Source organism: Lysinibacillus sphaericus (assembly GCF_001629735.1).
GTDB classification, from domain to species: Bacteria; Bacillota; Bacilli; order Bacillales_A; family Planococcaceae; genus Lysinibacillus; species Lysinibacillus pinottii.
On record NZ_CP015224.1, the window covers coordinates 4316430 to 4337880 of the forward strand.

Annotated in this window: 19 protein-coding genes and 1 riboswitch; of the genes, 16 read left to right on the forward strand and 3 right to left on the reverse strand. The window is 39.4% G+C overall.

Annotated elements, in window-relative coordinates; translation table 11 throughout:
* Window positions 1-36: 36 nt before the first annotated feature.
* Together A2J09_RS21150 and A2J09_RS21155 are read right to left on the reverse strand one after the other, a co-directional pair.
* Window positions 37-699: a class A sortase gene (locus tag A2J09_RS21150; protein ID WP_171821083.1), complete on the reverse strand. Its 663-nt coding sequence runs from the start codon at window positions 697-699 to the stop codon at window positions 37-39.
* Window positions 700-786: 87 nt separating this feature from the next.
* A complete protein-coding gene (locus A2J09_RS21155) occupies window positions 787-972 on the reverse strand; it encodes a 2-hydroxymuconate tautomerase (protein ID WP_012292709.1) in 186 nt (61 codons plus the stop codon).
* A 145-nt stretch (window positions 973-1117) separates the two neighbouring features.
* Here A2J09_RS21155 and A2J09_RS21160 point away from each other — a divergent pair, with 145 nt between their 5' ends.
* Complete coding sequence (locus A2J09_RS21160) at window positions 1118-1636, forward strand: YwhD family protein (protein ID WP_012292710.1); 519 nt, start codon at window positions 1118-1120, stop codon at window positions 1634-1636.
* A 356-nt stretch (window positions 1637-1992) separates the two neighbouring features.
* On the opposite strand, the gene A2J09_RS21165 is transcribed toward A2J09_RS21160, so the two are convergent.
* The gene (locus tag A2J09_RS21165) at window positions 1993-4047 is read right to left on the reverse strand and encodes a transglycosylase domain-containing protein (RefSeq protein WP_012292711.1); all 2055 of its coding nucleotides are present in this window, start codon (window positions 4045-4047) and stop codon (window positions 1993-1995) included.
* Between the two features lie 319 nt (window positions 4048-4366).
* Here A2J09_RS21165 and speB point away from each other — a divergent pair, with 319 nt between their 5' ends.
* From speB to A2J09_RS21240, 15 genes are all read left to right on the forward strand, one after another.
* A complete protein-coding gene (gene speB, locus A2J09_RS21170) occupies window positions 4367-5239 on the forward strand; it encodes an agmatinase (RefSeq protein ID WP_012292712.1) in 873 nt (290 codons plus the stop codon).
* Between the two features lie 143 nt (window positions 5240-5382).
* Entirely contained in the window at window positions 5383-5658 is a 276-nt protein-coding gene (locus A2J09_RS21175; protein ID WP_031418464.1) for a hypothetical protein, read from the forward strand.
* 24 nt (window positions 5659-5682) lie between these two features.
* Window positions 5683-6315, forward strand: coding sequence for a membrane protein insertase YidC (gene yidC, locus A2J09_RS21180; RefSeq protein WP_012292714.1), 633 nt, complete (start codon window positions 5683-5685; stop codon window positions 6313-6315).
* A 154-nt stretch (window positions 6316-6469) separates the two neighbouring features.
* Window positions 6470-6901, forward strand: a complete 432-nt coding sequence (locus A2J09_RS21185) for a YwiB family protein (RefSeq protein WP_012292715.1) — start codon at window positions 6470-6472, stop codon at window positions 6899-6901.
* Window positions 6901-8568: an arginine--tRNA ligase gene (gene argS, locus A2J09_RS21190; protein ID WP_031418468.1), complete on the forward strand. Its 1668-nt coding sequence runs from the start codon at window positions 6901-6903 to the stop codon at window positions 8566-8568. The genes A2J09_RS21185 and argS overlap by 1 nt, the downstream gene beginning before the upstream one ends.
* A gap of 219 nt (window positions 8569-8787) precedes the next feature.
* Window positions 8788-9177: a MerR family transcriptional regulator gene (locus A2J09_RS21195; RefSeq protein WP_031418470.1), complete on the forward strand. Its 390-nt coding sequence runs from the start codon at window positions 8788-8790 to the stop codon at window positions 9175-9177.
* Window positions 9170-10672 (forward strand): class I adenylate-forming enzyme family protein, encoded by a 1503-nt coding sequence (locus tag A2J09_RS21200; protein WP_012292718.1) that lies wholly within the window; start codon window positions 9170-9172, stop codon window positions 10670-10672. Before A2J09_RS21195 ends, A2J09_RS21200 begins: the two co-directional genes overlap by 8 nt.
* Window position 10673: 1 nt before the next feature.
* The gene (locus tag A2J09_RS21205) at window positions 10674-12341 is read left to right on the forward strand and encodes an acyl-CoA dehydrogenase family protein (protein WP_012292719.1); all 1668 of its coding nucleotides are present in this window, start codon (window positions 10674-10676) and stop codon (window positions 12339-12341) included.
* A gap of 60 nt (window positions 12342-12401) precedes the next feature.
* Window positions 12402-12585, forward strand: a riboswitch (cobalamin riboswitch).
* A 143-nt stretch (window positions 12586-12728) separates the two neighbouring features.
* Window positions 12729-13700, forward strand: a complete 972-nt coding sequence (locus A2J09_RS21210) for an ABC transporter substrate-binding protein (RefSeq protein WP_031418474.1) — start codon at window positions 12729-12731, stop codon at window positions 13698-13700.
* Entirely contained in the window at window positions 13697-14698 is a 1002-nt protein-coding gene (locus A2J09_RS21215; RefSeq protein WP_012292721.1) for a FecCD family ABC transporter permease, read from the forward strand. The genes A2J09_RS21210 and A2J09_RS21215 overlap by 4 nt, the downstream gene beginning before the upstream one ends.
* A complete protein-coding gene (locus A2J09_RS21220; RefSeq protein ID WP_012292722.1) occupies window positions 14695-16155 on the forward strand; it encodes an adenosylcobinamide amidohydrolase in 1461 nt (486 codons plus the stop codon). Before A2J09_RS21215 ends, A2J09_RS21220 begins: the two co-directional genes overlap by 4 nt.
* A gap of 12 nt (window positions 16156-16167) precedes the next feature.
* Window positions 16168-16731, forward strand: a complete 564-nt coding sequence (locus tag A2J09_RS21225) for a cob(I)yrinic acid a,c-diamide adenosyltransferase (protein ID WP_031418478.1) — start codon at window positions 16168-16170, stop codon at window positions 16729-16731.
* A gap of 236 nt (window positions 16732-16967) precedes the next feature.
* Window positions 16968-19187 carry a heterodisulfide reductase-related iron-sulfur binding cluster gene (locus A2J09_RS21230; RefSeq protein ID WP_031418479.1) on the forward strand — a complete coding sequence of 740 codons (2220 nt, stop codon included), beginning with the start codon at window positions 16968-16970 and terminating at the stop codon, window positions 19185-19187.
* 197 nt (window positions 19188-19384) lie between these two features.
* Window positions 19385-20590, forward strand: coding sequence for an acetyl-CoA C-acetyltransferase (locus A2J09_RS21235; RefSeq protein WP_031418481.1), 1206 nt, complete (start codon window positions 19385-19387; stop codon window positions 20588-20590).
* Complete coding sequence (locus tag A2J09_RS21240) at window positions 20590-21441, forward strand: 3-hydroxybutyryl-CoA dehydrogenase (protein WP_012292727.1); 852 nt, start codon at window positions 20590-20592, stop codon at window positions 21439-21441. Before A2J09_RS21235 ends, A2J09_RS21240 begins: the two co-directional genes overlap by 1 nt.
* Window positions 21442-21451 lie beyond the last annotated feature (10 nt).

Below are 21451 nucleotides of genomic sequence, written 5' to 3' on the forward strand. Positions count from 1 at the left end.
AGCGCCATCTTATAGTGATGGCGCTTTTTGTATGATTTAAAAGGTTCCTTTGGCATTTTCTAAAGAATAGCTTTGCACAAAATCTGCCTGTAAGGCCAGTCGTTTGGAGCCTTTTTCTGCACAAGTAATCAAGGTTAACGTCGTCTGGTTGGGGATATCGTCCAAGATGAAAACATCGGTTGCTGCAATAATTTTTTTAGTCGTTAATTTATACTCGTAGACATTACTCATGTCTGTAACATAAATGATATCGCCAATTTGCGCTTGATAGAGGGGACTGAATAAAATATCTTTCTCTTCAAAATAATGACCTGCCAAAGCATAGTTCCCTTGACCGAGTTGTTGATTAGGCTTCATTGTACCTGCTCCAATAGCAAGAACAGCATTGCCTACCCCCTTCAAAATGGGAAGTTGCATATGGACACTAGGTACGGCGATACTGCCAATAACGGGCATTTTACTAGCCTTTATTTGGGCTTGGAGAACCTCGGCGATGGACAGTGATTGCACAGCTTCGAACTCAAAATCTGCATCAAGCTGGTTGTTCTTTTTGATATCGTCTGTGCTGTATTCAACTGCATTTAATTTGTCACTCATCCGTGCGATCATCTTATTTTGAATAGGTGTGATAAATATTAGTAACAGGCCGATGATAAGCACGCATAGGAGTAAGGTCAGTTTAAGTTTATTCATTTTCATTAATCACATCACATCCTAGCCATAATTATGTAATACCGAAAAGTTTAAAAATGGGTAGAGCATTAGGTGGCTCTACCCAAGTTCAATTTATTTATCACTTAAACGAACGCCTGCAACGCCGTAATGGTTTTTAGACATTTCTTCAATAAAAACTGTTACATTTTCTGCAGGTGCATTCACTGTGCGAGAAACGGCTTCTGTAACTTCTTTTACAAGGGCACGTTTTTGTTCCTCTGTACGACCTTCAAGCATTTTAACTGTTACGTATGGCATAATATTGCCTCCTTTATAGAATAATGTTGTATAGTTAGTTTATAAGAAAGTAGTATAAACTTCTTACTTGCATTGAGGCATACGTGCCAGGTTAATTGTGGCTATATGCTTCCTTATATAATAGCAGAATGGAGGGTATTTAAGTATGGCAAACGAAGAAAAACCAAAACAAAAAATGGGCTTTACTATTATAAAAAATGATCCAACCGATGGACATAAGGGGTTTGGGATTGGCTCGCTTTCATTAGAAAATGTATCGCCAGTCATTATAGATATCGAAGAGGGTACAGCATCTGTTGAGATTGGTGCTATGCATGCGCGTAGCGATGTGGAACGCGGAATTAAATTTACAACGGATCGTGCTGATTCAGAGGGTGGAAAGCCATATTGGCTAGTATGGGTGACAATCGATCATAAAGAGGATGGACCTTACTATGCTGGTATAACAGCTTGTGAAATGGTAGTGAACCGTGAAAAACGCCGTGGCTATAAAATTTTGGCTGATCATGTGAATAAAATGGATAAATCCATGAAGCGTCATATTATCGTAGAGCATATGGATATACCGTCTAAAAAAGTGTTAGCTACTTTCCTAGAACAACTTAATCCAGACCTGTGGGAGCGAAGTAGCGAGCAATTGCGTCAAGACTTATTTGTCGAATAGACCTTTAATGATTGAACAAACTGTGACATTTTGCAATCGTTTTCGATATTAGGTTGAAAGTGAGTTTGAAACAAAGTAAACTTGAGGCAGAGCTTACATTTTAGTAAGCTAGGACACTTGGTTTCGCGAAAGTGATGAGCGCTATGCGGCATTTGAACAACCCAAACCCAAGCCAAATGCCCCATGATGCTCATACTTCGCAAACCATAAAAAGAAAAGCTTTCTGTTCCCACGGACACGTCTCCGGGGAAGAGAAAGCTTTTCTTATTTTTCGTATATCTGTTACTTTGTCGAGAGCCTTCATAGCTTAAAACGTATTAGGTTTAAAAAGGTTTCCTGATTAATGCTGGTTTTTCTTAGTCCTTAAAGATCGAGAATGGAAGCATATTCCAAAATTCTCCCCATGTATTACTGTCAAGAATGTCGAAGTTTGTACATTTTTCAGTTGGTACATCCTTAGATTCCATATATACAAGGCGTTGTTTAGGACAAGCATCGGTCGCTAATTTACCTGTTTCGATATCAATGACAACACCTTCAACACCTTTTGGCTTTTTGAAGTCTTCATTTTTTGTTCCTTTATTTACAGCCTCCATAAAGTCTATCCATATTTGCTTTGTCGCTGCAGTATCTTCTTTTGTCGTTAGATTTTTCCCTTGGTCATAGCCATTCCAGACTCCAGCAGTTAGACTTGGTGTAAAACCAATGAGCCACTGGTCGCTATTGGTAGACCCTGATTTTGCTGCATAAGTATGGGTCATACGTGAGCGAATGCTTATACCTGTTGCAGGTGAGTAATCGCTGAATACAGGGTCAAAAATACCTGTCATCATTTCCGTTAAGATAAATGCATTCTCTTTGGAAATAGCGGTCTCCGACTTTTTCGTAACACCCTTGTTTTCATAAATCACATCTCCATTAGCGTTTTTTATGGATACAATTGCCGTCGGAGTTGTTTGCTGCCCTTGTGATGCTAAAACATTGTAGGCATTTGTCATTTCATATAACGTTGTTTCGATTGTGCCAAGTGCTATTGATAAATTATCCTTTGCACCAATTCCTACATTAAAACGGTTCGCCATATCGTGAAATTCCTTGAAGCCAATGTCCTCTAATGTCTTCACAGCATAAATATTATCTGAAATTGCAATAGCTTGTGCCATAGTCATTTCATGATCAGCAAACTGCCCATTCACATTTTTAGGGGCATATGTTCCTCGTCCGTTATCATAAGTAAATGTTGTTTCACCCACATCTAAAAAAGTAAGTGGAGTGTATCCGTTTTCTAAAGCAGCCGCATATAAAATAGGCTTAATAGTAGAACCTGGTTGACGTTTAGCCTGTGTCACACGGTTAAAAGAACTTACTGCATAGTCACGTCCACCTACTAATGCCGTGACAGCACCTGTTTTAGATTCCATGCTAACAAAGGCTGTTTGAAGGTCATTAGCAGGCATGTTTTTTGCCACTGCTTCTTCGGCTGCTTTTTGATGTTCAAGATTCAAGGTCGTTTGAATCGTCCAGCCACCCTCACTAATATCCAGGTTTTTTGATTTTAAAATTTCACTCGCTTCTTGCCAAGCAACATCTAGGAAATAGGGGGCAACAGATTTGGTTGCTACCCAACTATCATTTTTCAAAACAAGTTGTTCATTTTCTGCACGAGTTTTTTCTTCTTGTGAAATGGCTCCTTGATCTGCCATAAGCTTTAAAATAACATGTTGGCGATTTGTAGCCTTGTCCAAATTAGCGATTGGCGAATAGATACTTGGACCCTTTGGTACACCTGTTAACATGGCTGCCTCTGCAAGCGTTAAATCACGAGCAGACTTTCCAAAGTAAAATCGACTGGCTGCTTCAACACCATACATCCCATGACCGTAATAGACTGTATTTAAATAACCCTCTAAAATTTCGTCTTTATCATAAAAAACTTCTAATCTATAAGCATACAGAGCTTCATTTAATTTACGTGTCCAAGATTTCTCATGAGAAAGATAGAGGTTACGTGCATATTGCTGGGTAATTGTACTCGCTCCTTGTACCTTTCCTCCAGCTTTAATATCCACTAAAATCGCACCAGCAATACGTGAATAGTCAAAGCCACCATGTTTATAAAAATCTTTATCTTCAACAGCTACTACTGCTTCTTTTAAATAAGGTGACATCTCTTCGAGGCCAACCCAATAACGTCGTTGATTTGTAAAGTGGTCTCCAATTTGGTTCTCATTTTCATCTAAGAAAATGGAGGCTTTAGGTACGGTTAAAGGCGGTGCACCAGCCACTTGAACATAGATGCGTAGTGCTACAAATGCTACGACAATTGCAGTTGCAAAGGCGACAAAATAAGTAAGTGATTTCCGTGTGCGCTTTACACGCTTTTGCTTTCGATGATAGCTTTTTCGTTTCATCCGACTCTCACCTCGTTTTCTCACAACTTCGAACTTAATGTTAGTATGTGTTCGAACATTCATCTTTAATCGAAATTCTACCTAAAAACTATTGCACTTTATTCAAAAACATCTATACTTTTTTTGTACTACTTGAAACGCTGGCATTCGACAAGAAAATCACGCTTTGTAGATTTTAATCGAATTTTGCTAGACGTTCCAATAATGTATACGAGGATAAAAGGATACAGGTTTCATTACAATCCTGTAAGCCATAATAATGGACTTTAAGATAAGTTGTTTTTCAAAATAATATTTTATTTATAACGGAGGTCTAGCAATGAGATTTGATGAAGCGTATTCAGGAAATGTATTTATAAAAAGTCATCCTACATATAAGGATGCTCAGGCAGTCATTTATGGTATGCCAATGGATTGGACAGTAAGTTATCGTCCAGGTTCACGATTCGGCCCACAACGTATCCGTGAGGTATCAATCGGACTTGAAGAGTACAGCCCATATTTAGATCGTGAGCTTGAAGAAGTAAAGTATTTCGATGCAGGCGATATTCCATTGCCATTTGGAAATGCACAACGTTCATTAGATGAAATTGAAAAATTTATTGAAAAGTTATTAGCTGATGGGAAAATCCCTGTTGGTATGGGGGGCGAACACTTAGTGTCTTGGCCTGTCATGAAAGCAGTATCTGCAAAATACGATGACCTAGCTATCATTCACTTTGATGCTCACACAGATTTACGGGTGGAGTATGAGGGAGAACCACTTTCTCACTCTACACCGATTCGCAAAATTGCCGAACATATCGGGCCAAAAAATGTTTATTCATTTGGTATTCGTTCAGGGATGAAAGAGGAATTTGATTGGGCGAAGGAAAACGGTATGCATATTTCTAAGTTTGAAGTATTGGAGCCGTTAAAGGAAGTTCTACCAACGTTGGCAGGTCGTAATGTTTACGTAACGATCGATATCGACGTGTTAGATCCAGCCCATGCACCGGGCACTGGTACAGTTGATTGCGGTGGTATTACGGCGAAAGAATTACTAGCTTCCATTCATGCCATTGCAGCAAGCGGTGTAAATGTTGTAGGCTTTGATCTAGTGGAAGTAGCACCAATTTATGATACATCTGAAATGACAGCTAACACAGCTTCTAAGTTATTGCGTGAAATGATTTTAGGCTGGGTAAAATAATTTAAATAAACACAATTAGATGGGGGTAGCTATGGCTAGCCCCACTTTTTAATTAGTCGATTTAATAAGAAAAAGGTATTATTTGACTCAATATTCACAATACGAATATAATTTTTATATATAAAAAGGGAAGGAGGAGTATTGTGATTTGGTCTCTTCTCATGAATGATTTATTTATCTTTATGAGCACAATGGAATATTTTTGGCTATTAGCTTCGTTCGTTTTAACCGTTTTCTGTGTTAATTTACAGCTATATTTCGCCAATAAATTAATGGTTCAAGAAATACAAGATGAAGAGATTGAAGTAGATTATGACATCACTAATACTTGGACTCCACCTTTGCTAACGTGGTTCGTTCTATGTATAAGAACGTCAGAAAACAATGAAGAAGAAAGTATGTCTCCTAGTTTTATTTAAACTTTAAAACTAGGAGGAGAATCATTGTTTACTTTTTTAACGCAACCAATCATTTATTTCATTCATTTCATTCATTCTTTTACAGGAAGCTATGCAATTGGTGTCATTAGCATCACGATTGCGGTGAGAGTCATACTTATGCCGCTTTTTATTAAATCGGCCAAGCACCAAAAGCATTCAAAGGAATTAATGACAGTTATTAAACCTGAATTAGATGTACTTACTGCTAAATTGAAGAATAGTAATGATGAGTCAGAAAAAATAACGGTTCAACAAAAAATACAAGAATTAACTTCAGATTCATTGAAAAGCTCATTATTAGGTTGTTTACCAATCATCATTCAATTGCCTGTGTTATTTTCACTGTACTATGCGATTAAGCTAGATACAGTGATTGCCAGTGAAAATTTTCTTTGGATGAATTTGGGCACAGTGGATATCGGGATTTCAATAATTGCTTGTGTCATCTATTTCATGCAAAGTTGGCTCTCGTTAGATAAAAACCAACCAATGAATGTGAAGGTGCTGGTGTTCATCAATCCTATCATGATTCTAATTTTTAGTTTGTTTAATCCAGCGATTATTCCTATATATTGGACTGTGAGTGCTTTATTATTAATGATTCAGCAATTGATTATAAAAAAATGGTATAGATAAATTGCGAAAATCCTCTCTCTTTAGAAGGGAGGATTTTTTATTGCATGAATATCCTTAGTAGTTTCGCCCTGATTGACTTCTATCTTGAAAAAACATTGGTATTCATCCTATAATAAAAAGGTTATAGTAAAAGATTAAAAAGGGAGCGTCCGTTATGGCGAACGAAGTAAGATCGCAAGTAAACATTAAGCTCATTTCTACGATTCGTCCAAGTGATGGAGAATCAGAAAGTTATGAAATGTGGCTCAAAGGGCAGCTACTTGAAAAAGCAGGAAGCTTGTATTTGAAATATGATGAAGTGCAGGAGGATAAAACCATCCGCACGACTATGAAGTTAGGCCATGAGAAGGCACTTATTATGCGTGCTGGAGCGGTCAGTATGCGGTTACCATTGAACATAATTGAACAACAAAAAGGGCATTATGAAGGTGAGTTTGGCTCCATGCCACTCGTTATCGATACGAAGAAAATGTCGTTTACGAACAGGGCAGAAAGCGGAGATTTCCATGTACAGTACGATTTACTAATGGGTGGGCAATCCGTTGGCAATTATACATTAGATATTACATTTACGGAGGTACAATGATGAACGCAGTAGAACAAGTACAACAGGCTATAAAAGCAGCGTTGGCTCAAGCCGTTAAAAAGGCTGGCTTAGTGGAGGCCGACACAGAATTAATGATTCACCTGGAAACACCAAAGGATAAAGCAAATGGTGATTATGCAACAAACATTGCTATGCAGTTAACAAAGCTAGCGAAGAAGCCACCTCGTGCTATTGCAGAAGCTATTTTAGAAAACCTAGATACTGCAGGAACAGATATTGAAAAAATTGATATTGCCGGTCCTGGTTTTATGAATATTACAGTCCGTAAAGATTTCCTGACAGGGGTAGTTACACAGGTGCTTGAGCAAGGTAATGACTATGGTCGTTCAAATGCCGGCGCAGGGGAGAAGATTCAAATAGAGTTTGTTTCGGCTAACCCTACAGGAGATCTTCATTTAGGACATGCACGGGGTGCCTCTGTTGGAGATTCATTATGTAATGTATTAGATATGGCTGGCTACAGTGTCTCTCGCGAGTACTATATTAATGATGCAGGGAACCAAATTAATAATCTGGCTTACTCATTAGAAGCTCGTTATAAGCAGGCACTAGGATTGGATGCTGAAATGCCAGAAGACGGTTATCATGGCCCAGACATTATAGAAATTGCTGGCAAGCTAGCAAAGGAGCATGGTGATGCAATCCTAGCAAAATCAGATGAAGAACGTTTTGCATTCTTCCGTCAGCATGGTTTAGCGTTAGAATTAGACAAATTAAAAACAGACCTAGCAAACTTCCGTGTGAACTTTGATGTCTGGTATTCTGAAACGTCTCTTTATGAAAACGGGAAAATTGAAGTGGCATTAGATAAATTAAAAGCAAATGGTCATGTGTTTGAAGAGGATGGTGCCACTTGGTTCCGCTCAACAACTTTTGGTGATGATAAAGACCGTGTATTAATTAAAAACGATGGTTCATTCACATATTTAACGCCAGATATTGCTTATCATGAAGATAAAATTGTCCGTGGCTTTGATAAATTAATCAATATTTGGGGAGCTGATCATCACGGCTATATTCCACGTATGAAAGCTGCCATTCAAGCACTGGGCTATGATCGCGATACATTGGAAGTAGAAGTAATTCAGATGGTTCAGCTTTATAAAAATGGTGAGAAATTCAAAATGTCTAAACGTACAGGAAATGCAGTAACAATGCGTGAGCTTGTGGAAGAGGTTGGTTTAGATGCTGTTCGTTACTTCTTCGTAAAAACAGCAGGCGATTCTCATATGGACTTTGACCTTGACCTTGCTGTATCGCAATCCAATGAAAATCCAGTGTATTATGCACAATATGCACATGCACGTATTTCATCAATCTTACGTTCAGCCAATGAACAAGGTTTTGCTGCTACAAGTGAAAACCTTACCCTGTTAACAGCTGAGAAAGAAATTGATTTACTGAAAAAGATAGGCGATTTCCCACAAGTGGTTGCTGACGCGGCGAAACACCGTACACCACATCGTATCGCAAACTATATTCAAGAAACGGCTGCTGCTTTCCATAGCTTCTATAATGCAGAAAAAGTATTAGATGCTTCAAACAAAGAGCTAACAGAAGCTCGCTTAGCATTAATTACGGCTGTTCGTACAACAATTGCCAATGCACTTCGTTTAATCGGCGTATCAGCACCAGAAAAAATGTAATAATCAATTTTGGCCCCTAACAGGTAAAATGTTAGGGGCTTTTTTAATGGATAAAAGTGGTTAACACCATTAAAAAATGGCAGATAGATATACAAAAGTTTCGGCTAACCCTGAAATTTCTGCTTCGAACTATATTTTTCTGTTAATTGCGAAAATTTTGTTGAAGTTAACGTTAACGTCAATGGTATACTGATGCCATATAGGAGGGGGGAGACGATTATGAAGACGATTCAGGAGGTGGCTCAGGAGTTCGATGTGTCCACACGCACAATTCGTTATTATGAGGAGCTTGGTCTTCTTTGTCCTCAACGTTCATCTACGAATCAACGAACCTTTTCGAAAAAAGAATTAGCGAAGCTCAAGCTTATTTTAAGAGGAAAGCGTTACGGCTTTTCATTGGAGGAAATCAAGGAGATGGTGTTACTTTTTGACTTTGATCGCTCTGGGATTCAGCAATTGGAGCGAACCGTTGAATACGGAGAGCAAAAAATTCAAGAGATTGATAGTAAAATAGCTGAGCTTACGCAAATGAGAAATGAATTACAACAAATGCATGGCATGTTTAATGAAAAATTAACGACTTTAAGGGGAGAGATGCACGATGAATAGTTCCGATTTATTAGCACGTAATGCCCGTAAGTATCCAAAAAGGGAAGCTGTTATTTGTCATGGTAGAAGAGTGACCTATCATGATTTAGATGAGCAAGTGACCCGTTTTAGTCATGCTTTATTAGAACAGGGTGTAAGGCAGGGAGATAAAGTTCTGATTTTTATGCCTAACGTTGTAGAGTTTGTCGTGAGCTATTTTGCTATTCAGCGAATGGGTGCTATTGTCGTTCCGGTCAATGCTAAGTTTACATTACAAGAAGTAGAGTATGTGGCACAGCATGCTGAGGCAAAAGCAATTATTGCTCATGAAGCCATTTTTGCGGCAGTCCAGCATATTGCCGTAATCCCGTTGAAAATTAAAACAGGGCAGCAAGTAGCGGGCTGGCTTCAGTATGAAACAATGATTCAAAGTGCCAGTGCTCGTACGATTGAATGTCAGTTAAACGAGGATGATGCTTCGACTATTTTGTACACATCAGGTACAACTGGGAAACCGAAGGGCGTATTGTTTAGCTATCGAAATATTTTAACGGTTGCGCAAATGATTGCAGTTGAAATGGAGGTCAAGCCTGAAAGCCGTATATTGCTGATGATGCCATTAACCCATTCCGCACCATTACATTTATTCTTAATGGCAGGTGTACTTGTAGGTTCTACAAATGTATTAACACCAACTTTCACGCCAGACTTATTGATGGATTCCATTGAACAGGAAAAAACGACCCATTTTTTTGGAGCACCTGTTGCTTATTTATTAACAGCACAGATGCCAAGATTGCAATCAGCTGATTTGTCCTCTATGAAATGGTGGGTATATGGAGGAGCACCGTTATCCGAAAACGAAGTTCGTTTTATTCAACAGTCATTCCGCACAACTAATTTAACATGTGTTTATGGATTAACAGAGGCGGGGCCAAGTGGATCATTGCTTTTTGGTAAGGAGCATGAAGAAAAGGCTGGGAGTATTGGTCAACGTGCACCTTTAGGTACAGAGATACGTATTGTTAACGACCATGGCGAAGATGTACCAGCAGGAGAAGTAGGGGAAATCGTTTTATTTGGTGAGGGTAATATGCTCGGTTACTACAGAGATGAAGTGGCAACCAATGCGGCATTTATAGGCGGCTGGTTAAAAACAGGGGATCTCGCTCGTATGGATGAAGACGGTTTTATTTGGATTGTTGATCGAAAGAAAGATGTGATTATTTCTGGTGGAGTCAATATTTACCCGAAAGAAATAGAAGATTGCCTTTTAAGCTTTGAGGGGATATTTGAAGCGGCAGTAATTGGTGTTCCACATCCACAATGGGGTGAGACAGTGAAGGCTGTTTATTCGGCTAAACAGGATATTGATGAAGATGCTCTAAAAGATTTTTTAGAGGGGCGGCTTGCTAAGTATAAATTACCACGTATTTTTGAAAAAGTGGAAGCGCTACCACGGAATGCCTCAGGCAAAATTTTAAAGCAATCTTTGAAAGGACAAGAGGTGAGATAGCATGAAAGTTTTACAACAGGAAATAGCACGTACAAGCAATTTCTTTACAGGTGATGAAACGCTTCAGAAAGTGTTGGAAATGATGTTGGATAAAGAATTTTCATCTTATGCGCATCGAGAATTGACGGACTTTGGTGAGCTATGTGCTGATGCTATAGACGTGAGGGCGAAACATACCGATCGACAAGGGGAGCCTCGCCTTCAAAGGTATAATGCCTATGGTGAAGAGGTCTCAGAGGTGTGGGTCAATGACGGCTACAAAAAAACAATTGAAGAGACATATAATACGGGTATTGTTGGTTATGTGCATAAGGATATTCCCCAACTAGGTCACAAGGGGAATTATGTCTATAGCTTTGCGCAAGGTTATTTACTGTCACATGCAGAGCCCGGTTTTTATTGCCCTGTGACATTAACGATGGCCACTGCCTATTTATTAGACCATTATGCAGAGGAAGAAGTTAAGCAGCGTTTCTTACCACATGTTTGTGCAACAGGCGATTTAGAGCTATATGAGGGGGCGACATTTTTAACAGAACGTCAAGGAGGCTCAGATGTTGGTGCAAATGTAGTAGAAGCAAAACTTGTAGGGAATGAGTACCGCCTCTATGGTGAAAAGTATTTCGCGTCTAATGCTGGAATGTGTGGGGTTGCAATGGTGTTGGCACGAATAGATGGTGCACAAGCAGGCTCTAAAGGATTAACTCTATTTGCAGTTCCATGGCGAAATGAAGATGGATCGGTTAACCATCTTCGTATTCGACGACTAAAAGATAAATTAGGTGTGAAAGCCGTTCCATCTGGTGAGGTAGAGTTTGATGGAGCACTCGCCTATGTAGTTGGTGATCCAAATAAAGGGATTTATTATATGTTGGAGGCGCTTAATTTATCAAGAATTTGTAATGCAGTGGCATCCATTGGTATTATGCGCCGTGGCTTCTTGGAGGCGAAGCATTATGTGTCAAATCGATATGCCTTTGGTAAACCTTTAACACAGTACCCTATGATTCAGGATACATTGGGTAAATATGCTGCTAAGCTGCATGTTGAAGTAGCCACGATTTTTGATCTTATTCAATTATACGACAAAGTGACAAGTGGTCAGGGGACAGAACAAGACATCATAATGAATCGTTTATATATTGCCATTATGAAAAAGGAAACGGCAGAGCAGGCAGTTCATTATGCAAGTGAAGCAATTGAGCTACATGGCGGGAATGGCTATATTGAAGACTTTGTAACACCACGCTTACTAAGGGATGCGCAAGTGTTGACTGTATGGGAGGGTACGGCTAATATACTAGCGTTGGAGCTTATTCGCTTAGTGGATAAATACAGAGCACATGAATTGTTTGTTCAAGAGATGAGCGAGCGATTAGAAGTATTAACAGACCATTCATTAGTGAAAATCGTTCAAGAGCAATTAACTAAACTATCGGCAACATTACAAATTTTTAGTGCTCTCGATGAAGCTACAAAAACGTTTGAAGCAAAGGATGTTGCCCAAAAAATGGCTCATTTATATGAAAGTGTCATCGCAGTTGAATGGGCACAAAAATTTGGTGGGAAATATGAAAAACTTGCGGATGTTTATTTAGAGCAAACTTGGTCATTACGACCGATTGGTGCTTCGATGAAAACCGTACAGTATTTTGATGAAATTGTCTAACAGCCTTTGGAGTCGCCTTGATATAGAGGCGACTTCTTTTAATTTCATGTATAATATAATTCAACTGAATATTATAAAGGTTCTTTACTTATGTAAAGTGAAAAGGGAAATCGGTGTAATTCCGATGCGGTCCCGCCACTGTAAGTGTGAGTTTTTTCAAATAATGCCACTGAAAATTTCGGGAAGGCTTGAAAAAACGTAATGAGCACAAGCCAGGAGACCTGCCTTTATAGCATAGACATGACAGCCTACGAGGATAGGATGGTGGATTTTGTATCAGTTTTTTGGTGCGATTTTGACCCCTCATCATTCGAAGATGAGGGGTCTTATTTTGATGGAAGAACACTTCTAACACATGAACGCACAAATCTACGAAGGAGGATTCACATGAAGAAATTTTGGAAAATAGGAGTATCGGCATTTTTAACGATAGGGTTGCTAGCAGCTTGTGGACAAGAGGCGAAAAATGATAAGTCCGCAGCTACAGAGGAGCAAACACAACAAGAAACATCTAAGGTGGAAGAAGCAACATTTCCAATAACTATAACGGATGCTATTGGAAAGGAGATGACTCTAGAGGCCCCTCCTGAGAAAATAGTGTCACTTATTCCAAGTAATACAGAGATATTATTTGGCCTAGGTTTAAAGGATGAAATAGTCGGGGTTACAGACAATGACGATTATCCACCAGAGGTAGCTGAAAAGGATAAGGTTGGTGGCATGGAGTACAATATTGAACAAATTATTGCCTTAAAGCCAGACATCGTTTTTGCACATGAATCTAGCATGTCTCTTTCAGAATCAGCCATTGCACAACTTGAATCGGCGGGCGTGAAAGTATTTGTTGTAAAAAATGCCCAGAATTTTAATGAAACGTATACAACGATTGAACAGCTTGGTCGTGCCACAGGGAAATTACCAGAGGCTGAAAACATCATTGCTGACATGAAGGCGAAAGTAGAAGCAGTACAGGAGAAAGTGAAAGACGTTGAACCTAAGAATGTTTTTGTAGAGGCCTCTGACGAACCTAATATTTATACAGCTGGTCAAGGCACATTTATGAACGCAATGCTGGAGATGATTCATGCAAAAAATGTAGCAGCAGATGGTGATAATTGGTATGAAATTAGTGCAGAACAAATTATCACAAAAAATCCAGATGTCATCGTGGTGACATATAGCTATGTACCTGATATTTTAACAAAAATACCAAAGCGTGCTGGTTTCGATACAATAAATGCAGTGAAAAATAATGCCATTGTGCAAGTAGATGAAAGCACAACAAGCCGTCAAGGACCGCGTTTAGCGGATGGTCTTGAGGAGTTAGCAAAAGCCATCTACCCTGAGGTATTTAAGTGAAAAAAGTAGTAACAGCCTATGTATTAACATGTACGCTTTTTATCATTAGCATTTGGTGTGGCGTAGCTATAGGCTCTGTTCATATTCCGATAGAAGTGCTGTGGAATCAGTCAGTTGATGAAACGGCTGCCAATATCTTTTGGAAAATTCGCTTGCCTCGTGTGCTTTTAGCAGGGCTAGTAGGGGCTGCTCTCGCTATTGCGGGAGCAGCTTTCCAGGGCTTGCTAAAAAATCCGCTAGCAGATCCATATACATTAGGTATTTCATCCGGTGCTTCTGTCGGTGCAGTCATGACAATTTTTTTTAATATTTCGATACCTGTTGTAGGCTTGTATGCCTTACCTACCTTTAGCATGATAGGCGCAATCATTACAATGGTTGTAGTTATGAGCTTTGCTAGAATAGTAGACCGTTCGCTAAAGATGGAAACCCTTATTTTAACGGGCGTTATCTTTAGTTCATTTTTAGGGTCGTTAATCTCGTTAATGATTGCCTTATCGGGAGAGGAGCTACGCCAAGTAATCGGCTGGCTACTGGGTTCTGTATCTATGCGTGGTTGGCCGTATGTTCAAATGATTATCCCATTCGTTATTGTGGGTTCCCTTATGCTGTGGACGCAGAGACGTGAGCTTAATGTTTTATTATATGGGGAAGAAAGAGCGAAGCATTTAGGTGTCAATGTAAAACGTAGTAAGTATTTGATTTTAGTAGGTGGTTCTATGCTGACTGGAGCAGCGGTAGCTGTTTCAGGCACAATTGGCTTTGTAGGGTTGGTTGTACCACATATGACAAGAATGATTTGGGGTTCTGATCACCGTCATTTACTGCCATTATCATTTTTAAATGGTGCAACATTACTTATAATTTGTGATTTAGTCGCAAGAACAATCATCCTGCCAAGGGAACTGCCCATTGGTGTCATTACTGCATTTATTGGAGCGCCTGTTTTTTCCTATATTTTTTATAAACAACGGAGAAGCAAGGGGGTGCGGGCGTGATTTTTGTTGAACATCTATCAGGTGGTTATGAAGACGTACCAATCGTCAAGGATATAAGCTTTACGGTTGAGAAGGGAAAAATTCTTGGCATATTAGGGCCAAATGGTAGTGGGAAATCCACATTATTAAAGGTAATGAGTGGTATTCTACCAGCTGTTGAGGGCACAATTTCTATTGATGGACAAAACATTCTGTCCTACAATGCCCGTGCTTTAGCAAAAAAAATGGCTGTTTTACCACAGCTTCATGCGAATGCTTTCTCAAACAGTGTAAGAGAGACTATTTCGCTTGGACGTTATCCACATCAAACGGGCTTTTTTTCAAGTTGGTCTGAGCAAGATGAACAAGCGGTTCAACATGCAATGCTGCAAACAGGTATAAAACGTTATGAGCATACACCTATGGAATTTTTATCGGGAGGCGAACAGCAAAGAGTTTTTGTTGCACAGGCCCTTGCTCAAACTGCGGAAATTTTACTGCTAGATGAGCCGACAAATCATTTAGACATTGCCCATCAACGTCAAATTTTAGATATGGTTCGGAAGGAAGCAGTCGAGTGTGGATTAACAGTAGTGATGGTATTACACGATATGAATTTAGCTTCTCTCTATTGTGATGAATTATTGCTCATGGAGAGTGGACAAATGAGAGCTTTTGGGGCACCACATGAAGTATTAATTGCTTCACAGATAGAAGAAATTTACCAAGCACGAGTAGCTACTTATGCTCATCCAGAAATTCCTAAACCACAAATTACAATGATGCCTGCTGCAAGCGACCATCAACAGCGAGCTGTAATAAAAAAAGAACATTTTAAAATAACAGAACAATTTATACAACTTCAATCAGAGATTCCTTTAAAAACGGTATCATCTGCTGTCCATAACCCCGGTATAGGATGGCATAATTGCTTGTTAAACCGCTCTGTACCTGGTGACTATGTGATCAGTGATGTAAAAAGAGAAGTTAATGAATTTTTGCAAAAAGGTCATTTTTCACCCACGAATACAGTTGTCATGCTGACGGCAGTGCCAACAGCCCTTGTGGCGATCAATGAATGGGCTGCACCATTTGGCAGTGTAATAGTAGCTGTTACTGCGGGAGTAGGCAATGCAGTAGATGTATCCCGTGTGCATGAAAGGCAAGATCAGCCATATATTGGTACTATTAACACATGGGTAATTATAAATGGCTGTTTATCAGAGGAAGCATTTTTTCAAGCTATGATGACAGCCACGGAGGCGAAAACGAAGGCTCTGCAATCAGAAAATATTCGTGATGAGCGTAGTGGAACTATTGCTACTGGTACTGCTACAGATAGTCTTTTAATTGCTGCAACTCAAAAAGGGAAAGAAATGTTATATGGTGGCCCCATTACGGAGGTTGGTAAAATGATTGCAAAGGGTGTTTTTGAAACTACAGTTCAGGCTATCAGAAATTATAAAAATGAATTTTAGGAGATGAGCGAAATGAAGCTTTACACAAAAACAGGGGATACGGGTAAAACAAGTCTTATCGGAGGACGCGTTGATAAAGACAGTTTGCGTGTTGAAACGTATGGGGCGATTGATGAATTAAATTCTTTTATTGGTAAAGCAGTAAGTGAATTAGACCAAGCACTTTTCAAAGATATTTTAACAGACCTAGAAACCATTCAACATGAGCTGTTCGATGCTGGTGGTGATCTGGCAAACGTGATGAAAGAACGACATTATAAGCTTACAGAGCAACCAATTGAAGTGCTAGAGGCTCGTATTGATGCACTATCAGATGAAGCGCCACCATTACAACGTTTTATTTTACCAGGAGGGGCCCCAGCAGCTGCGACTTTACACATTGCACGTACGGTTGCTCGTCGAGCAGAGCGTGAAATGGTAACACTTATGAAAGAAGTTGAAGATGTGCCCAAAGTTGTACAAAAATATTTAAATCGATTATCAGATTATTTATTTGCGGCTGCACGTGTTGTAAATGCTCGATTACAGGTTGCGGATGTTGAATATATTCGCAGTGGTAACGTCTTTAAAAACTAAAATATAGTTTTCTACAGAAAGTAAAAAAATGCTACTTTGAAAAAATTCAGGGTGGCTTTTTTTCTTGTAAAATGTAAGAATATAAAATTATCAGAAATATTTCCGTTTTATGTTGACTGAATGCTCACTCATTTATTAGAATAGGAATATAATATCGAAATGATGAACATTTTCGTATGAGCTAGCAAATTTATCACAAAGAGAGAAAAATTACGACAAACAAGGGGGGATCAACCATGAGTCCATTATTAATTGCTAACATTGTCTTAACAGTCGTGGTTGTACTTTATGCAGTAGGATTGTTCTTCTATCTTTTGAAAACACGCTATAAGTATGTGCAGTTGGGGAAAAAGGTTGAGTTTGATGAAAGTGTAAAAGAGCGTCTTCGCTATATTATGGTCAACGTATTTGGCCAAAATAAGCTATTAAAAGATCCAAAGAGTGGTTTAATCCATGTTATGTTCTTCTATGGATTTTTAATGGTACAGCTAGGGGCAATTGATTTAATTTGGAAAGGATTAGCACCAGGCTCACATTTACCACTAGGTATTTTCTATGGAGTCTTTACATTCTTCCAAGAACTTGTGGTTTTAATGATTTTGGTAGCGGTTGTCTGGGCATTTTACCGCCGCTATGTTGAAAAGCTAGTACGTTTAAAACGTGGCTGGAAAAACGGTCTTGTATTAATTTTCATTGGTGGCTTAATGGTATCGACGTTAATTGCGAATGGTATGGGACTAATTTGGCATGGAGAGGGATTAACTTATACGGAGCCAGTCGCTTCTAGTATTGCTGCTATTTTTGGTTTCCTACCTGCGTCAGTAGCCGCTGGTGTATTTTATGTCATGTGGTGGGCACATTTATTAATTCTTTTAACATTCCTTGTGTATGTACCACAGTCTAAGCATTTCCATTTAATTGTAAGTCCGCTAAATGTTTATATGAATCGTTTAGATCGAACAGGAACTTTAGCACCCATTGATTTCGAAGCATTAGAAAATGCTGAAAGTGAAGAGGATATGCCTTCTATTGGGGTGGGACGCATACAGGACTTCACACAAAAACAAATGCTAGATTTGTATTCTTGTGTAGAATGTGGACGTTGTACAAACATGTGTCCAGCAACAGGGACAGGAAAAATGCTGTCTCCTATGGATTTAATCGTGAAATTACGAGATCATTTAACATTTACAGGTGCTGTTGTAACTAAGCAAAAGCCTTGGGTGCCTTATCAATTCTTTGCCAATACAAAGGGAAATCAGCTTGCGATGGCAGCTGGTGCTGAAGGTGCAGTGATTGAAGATATCTACAGCCCAGCTTTAATTGGTGATGTGATTACAGAGGAAGAGATTTGGGCTTGTACGACTTGTCGTAACTGTGAAGATCAGTGTCCAGTAATGAACGAGCATGTCGATAAAATTATTGATTTACGTCGTTATTTAACAATGACAGAGGGAAAAGTAAATCCTGATGCGCAACGTGCGATGACGAATATCGAGAGACAGGGAAATCCTTGGGGACTAAACCGTAAAGAAAAAGAAAATTGGCGTGATCTAGATCCAACTATCCATATCCCTACAGTAAAAGAATTGAAAAAGTCTGGCGAGGAAATGGAATACCTATTATGGGTTGGGTCAATGGGAGCATTTGATAACCGCTCTCAAAAAATTGCATTAGCATTCTGTCGTCTATTAAACGAAGCTGGTGTGAAGTTCGCAATTTTAGGAAATAAAGAGAAGAACTCTGGTGATACGCCTCGTCGTTTAGGAAATGAATTCCTATTCCAAGAGTTAGCTACCGCCAATATCGATGAGTTTGTTAAAAATGACGTGAAAAAAATTGTTACAATCGACCCTCATGCATACAATATCTTTAAAAATGAATACCAAGATTTTGGTTGGAAAGGCGAAGTATATCATCATACTGAATTATTAAATCAGCTGATTGAAGAGAATCGTCTAGCATTAAATCACGAGGTGCATGAAACAATTGTTTTCCATGATTCATGTTATTTAGGTCGTTACAATGATGTCTATGATGCACCACGAGAAATTTTGCGTGGCATTCCTGGAGTGAAGTTAGTCGAAATGGAACGTAATCGAGAAACAGCGATGTGCTGTGGTGCAGGTGGAGGTCTTATGTGGATGGAGGAGCATGTCGGCAATCGTATTAACGTAGCCCGTACAGAACAGGCTTTAGCAACCAATGCATCAGTTATTTCATCTGGCTGTCCTTACTGCTTAACAATGCTGGAGGATGGTACAAAGGCTAAAGAAGTGGAAGACTCGATTGGCACATTCGACGTAGCAGAGTTATTGGAGCGTTCAGTGTTTGGGGAAAAAGTAAAGACTGCCGACAACACTACTGAGGAAGTAGAAGACACAATGGAAGAAGTTGTGATGACAGTTGAAAATACAAATCAAAATGAAAATACTGAAATAAGCGCAGAAAAATGATTGCTATTGTAGAAATATTTTAGTTATCTGAAAAATATAAATTGCACAATAAAAAATTGTTTTGTAGAATAAGATTAAATGGAAATGGGAGTTGAAATAAAAACTCCCATTTTTCATCGATAGAAGTCGAGCGAGCGTTCAGTCAATAAAATGCTTCACTACTTCATCGAGAACGTAAAACAAAAGGGGTGTTTTACTTGAATAGAGCAGTAATATTAGCAGGAGCAAGAACGGCATTTGGTAAATTTGGTGGTTCTTTATCAGCAGTACATGCAAGTGATTTAGGAGCCACTGCAATTAAGGGTGCATTAGAGAAATCCAATGTGAGACTTGATGAAGTCGATGAGGTAATTTTAGGCTCGGTTTTACAAGGGGGACAGGGGCAAATTCCTTCTCGACAAGCGGCAATAAAAGCAAATTTACCAATAGGGGTAAAAACAGAAACTATTAATAAAGTCTGTGCGTCTGGGATGCGTGCAGTGACATTAGCAGATCAACTGATTCGCTTAGGGGACGAAGAAGTGATTGTAGCTGGTGGAATGGAGTCCATGTCTAATGCACCGTATTATCTGTTAAATGGTCGAACGGGCTTACGAATGGGTGATTCAACGATGGTCGATGGGATGCTTTATGATGGGCTAACATGTGCTTTCGACCCAGCAAGACCACATATGGGCAGCTATGGTAACTCGACAGCAAAAGAATTCTCTCTAAGTCGTGAGGAACAGGACGCTTGGTCAGTTCGAAGCCATGAACGTGCACTAGCAGCGATGGACAAAGGATATTTTGCAGAAGAGATCGTTCCTGTTGAAATTCCTCAACGAAAAGGTGAGCCACTTGTTGTGATTAAAGATGAGGCACCAAGACCAGGTACTTCTTTAGAAATACTGGCAAAGCTTAAACCAGCCTTTGATAAGGATGGTACCATTACTGCAGGTAATGCACCTGGTGTAAATGACGGAGCATGTGCACTCGTCATGATGAACGAGGAACGTGCCATACGCGAAGGTAGAGAACCATTGGCAATAATTATAGGTCATGAAGAGCTAGCGATTGAGCCAGAAAATTTCCCTCAAACACCAGGTCTGGTCATTAATAAGCTATTGAAAAAGACGAATAAGTCATTAGCGGATATTGATTTGTTTGAAATCAATGAAGCCTTTGCAGCAGTAGCTTTAGTGAGTAAGCAGTTAGCGGATCTAGATGCAGAAAAGGTGAATGTTAATGGTGGCGCCGTTGCTTTAGGACATCCAATCGGGGCTTCTGGAGCACGTATCATTTTAACGCTTGCACAGGAATTGAAGCGTCGGGGCGGTGGTATCGGCATTGCGGCTATTTGTTCAGGTGGTGGACAAGGCGATGCAATCATGATTGAAGTACCGAAAACAGGGGGACTGAACTGATGGGAATTCAAAAAGTAATGGTCATTGGTGCAGGGCAAATGGGCTCTGGCATTGCACAGGTTTGTGCACAAGCAGGCTTTGACGTGAAATTGAACGATATTAAACAAGAGTTTTACGAGCGTGGACTAGGCGTTATTGTTAAAAACCTATCACGTGATGTTGAAAAGGGTCGTAAAACAGAGGATGAAAAGACGGCAATTCTGGGTCGCATTACGATGTCACTAGATTTACAGGATGCTAGTGATGTAGATATTGTCATTGAGGCAGCTGTAGAAAATATGGAAGTGAAGCAATCTATTTTTAAACAACTCGATCGTATTGCGCAGGCACATGCTATATTAGCTACCAATACTTCTTCACTACCTATTACAGAAATTGCCGCTGTAACAAATCGACCAGAGCAAGTTATTGGCATGCACTTTATGAATCCTGTACCTGTCATGAAGCTTGTAGAAATTATCCGTGGTTTAGCCACAACCGATGAAGTATACAAAGCGGTGGAAGAGATGACAGTCAAGTTATCGAAGACGCCAGTTGAAGTGAATGACTTTCCAGGATTCATTTCAAACCGAATTTTACTTCCGATGATTAATGAAGCTATTTATGCTTTATACGAAGGGGTAGCATCGAAAGAAGCTATTGACGATGTCATGAAGCTTGGAATGAACCATCCAATGGGACCGCTAACATTGGCGGATTTCATTGGTTTAGATACTTGTCTCTCCATTATGGAGATTTTACATGAGGGCCTAGGAGATAGTAAATATCGACCTTGTCCACTGCTTCGTAAATATGTAGCAGCTGGTTGGCTAGGAAAGAAATCTGGAAGAGGCTTTTATATTTACGAATAATCCTATGGGG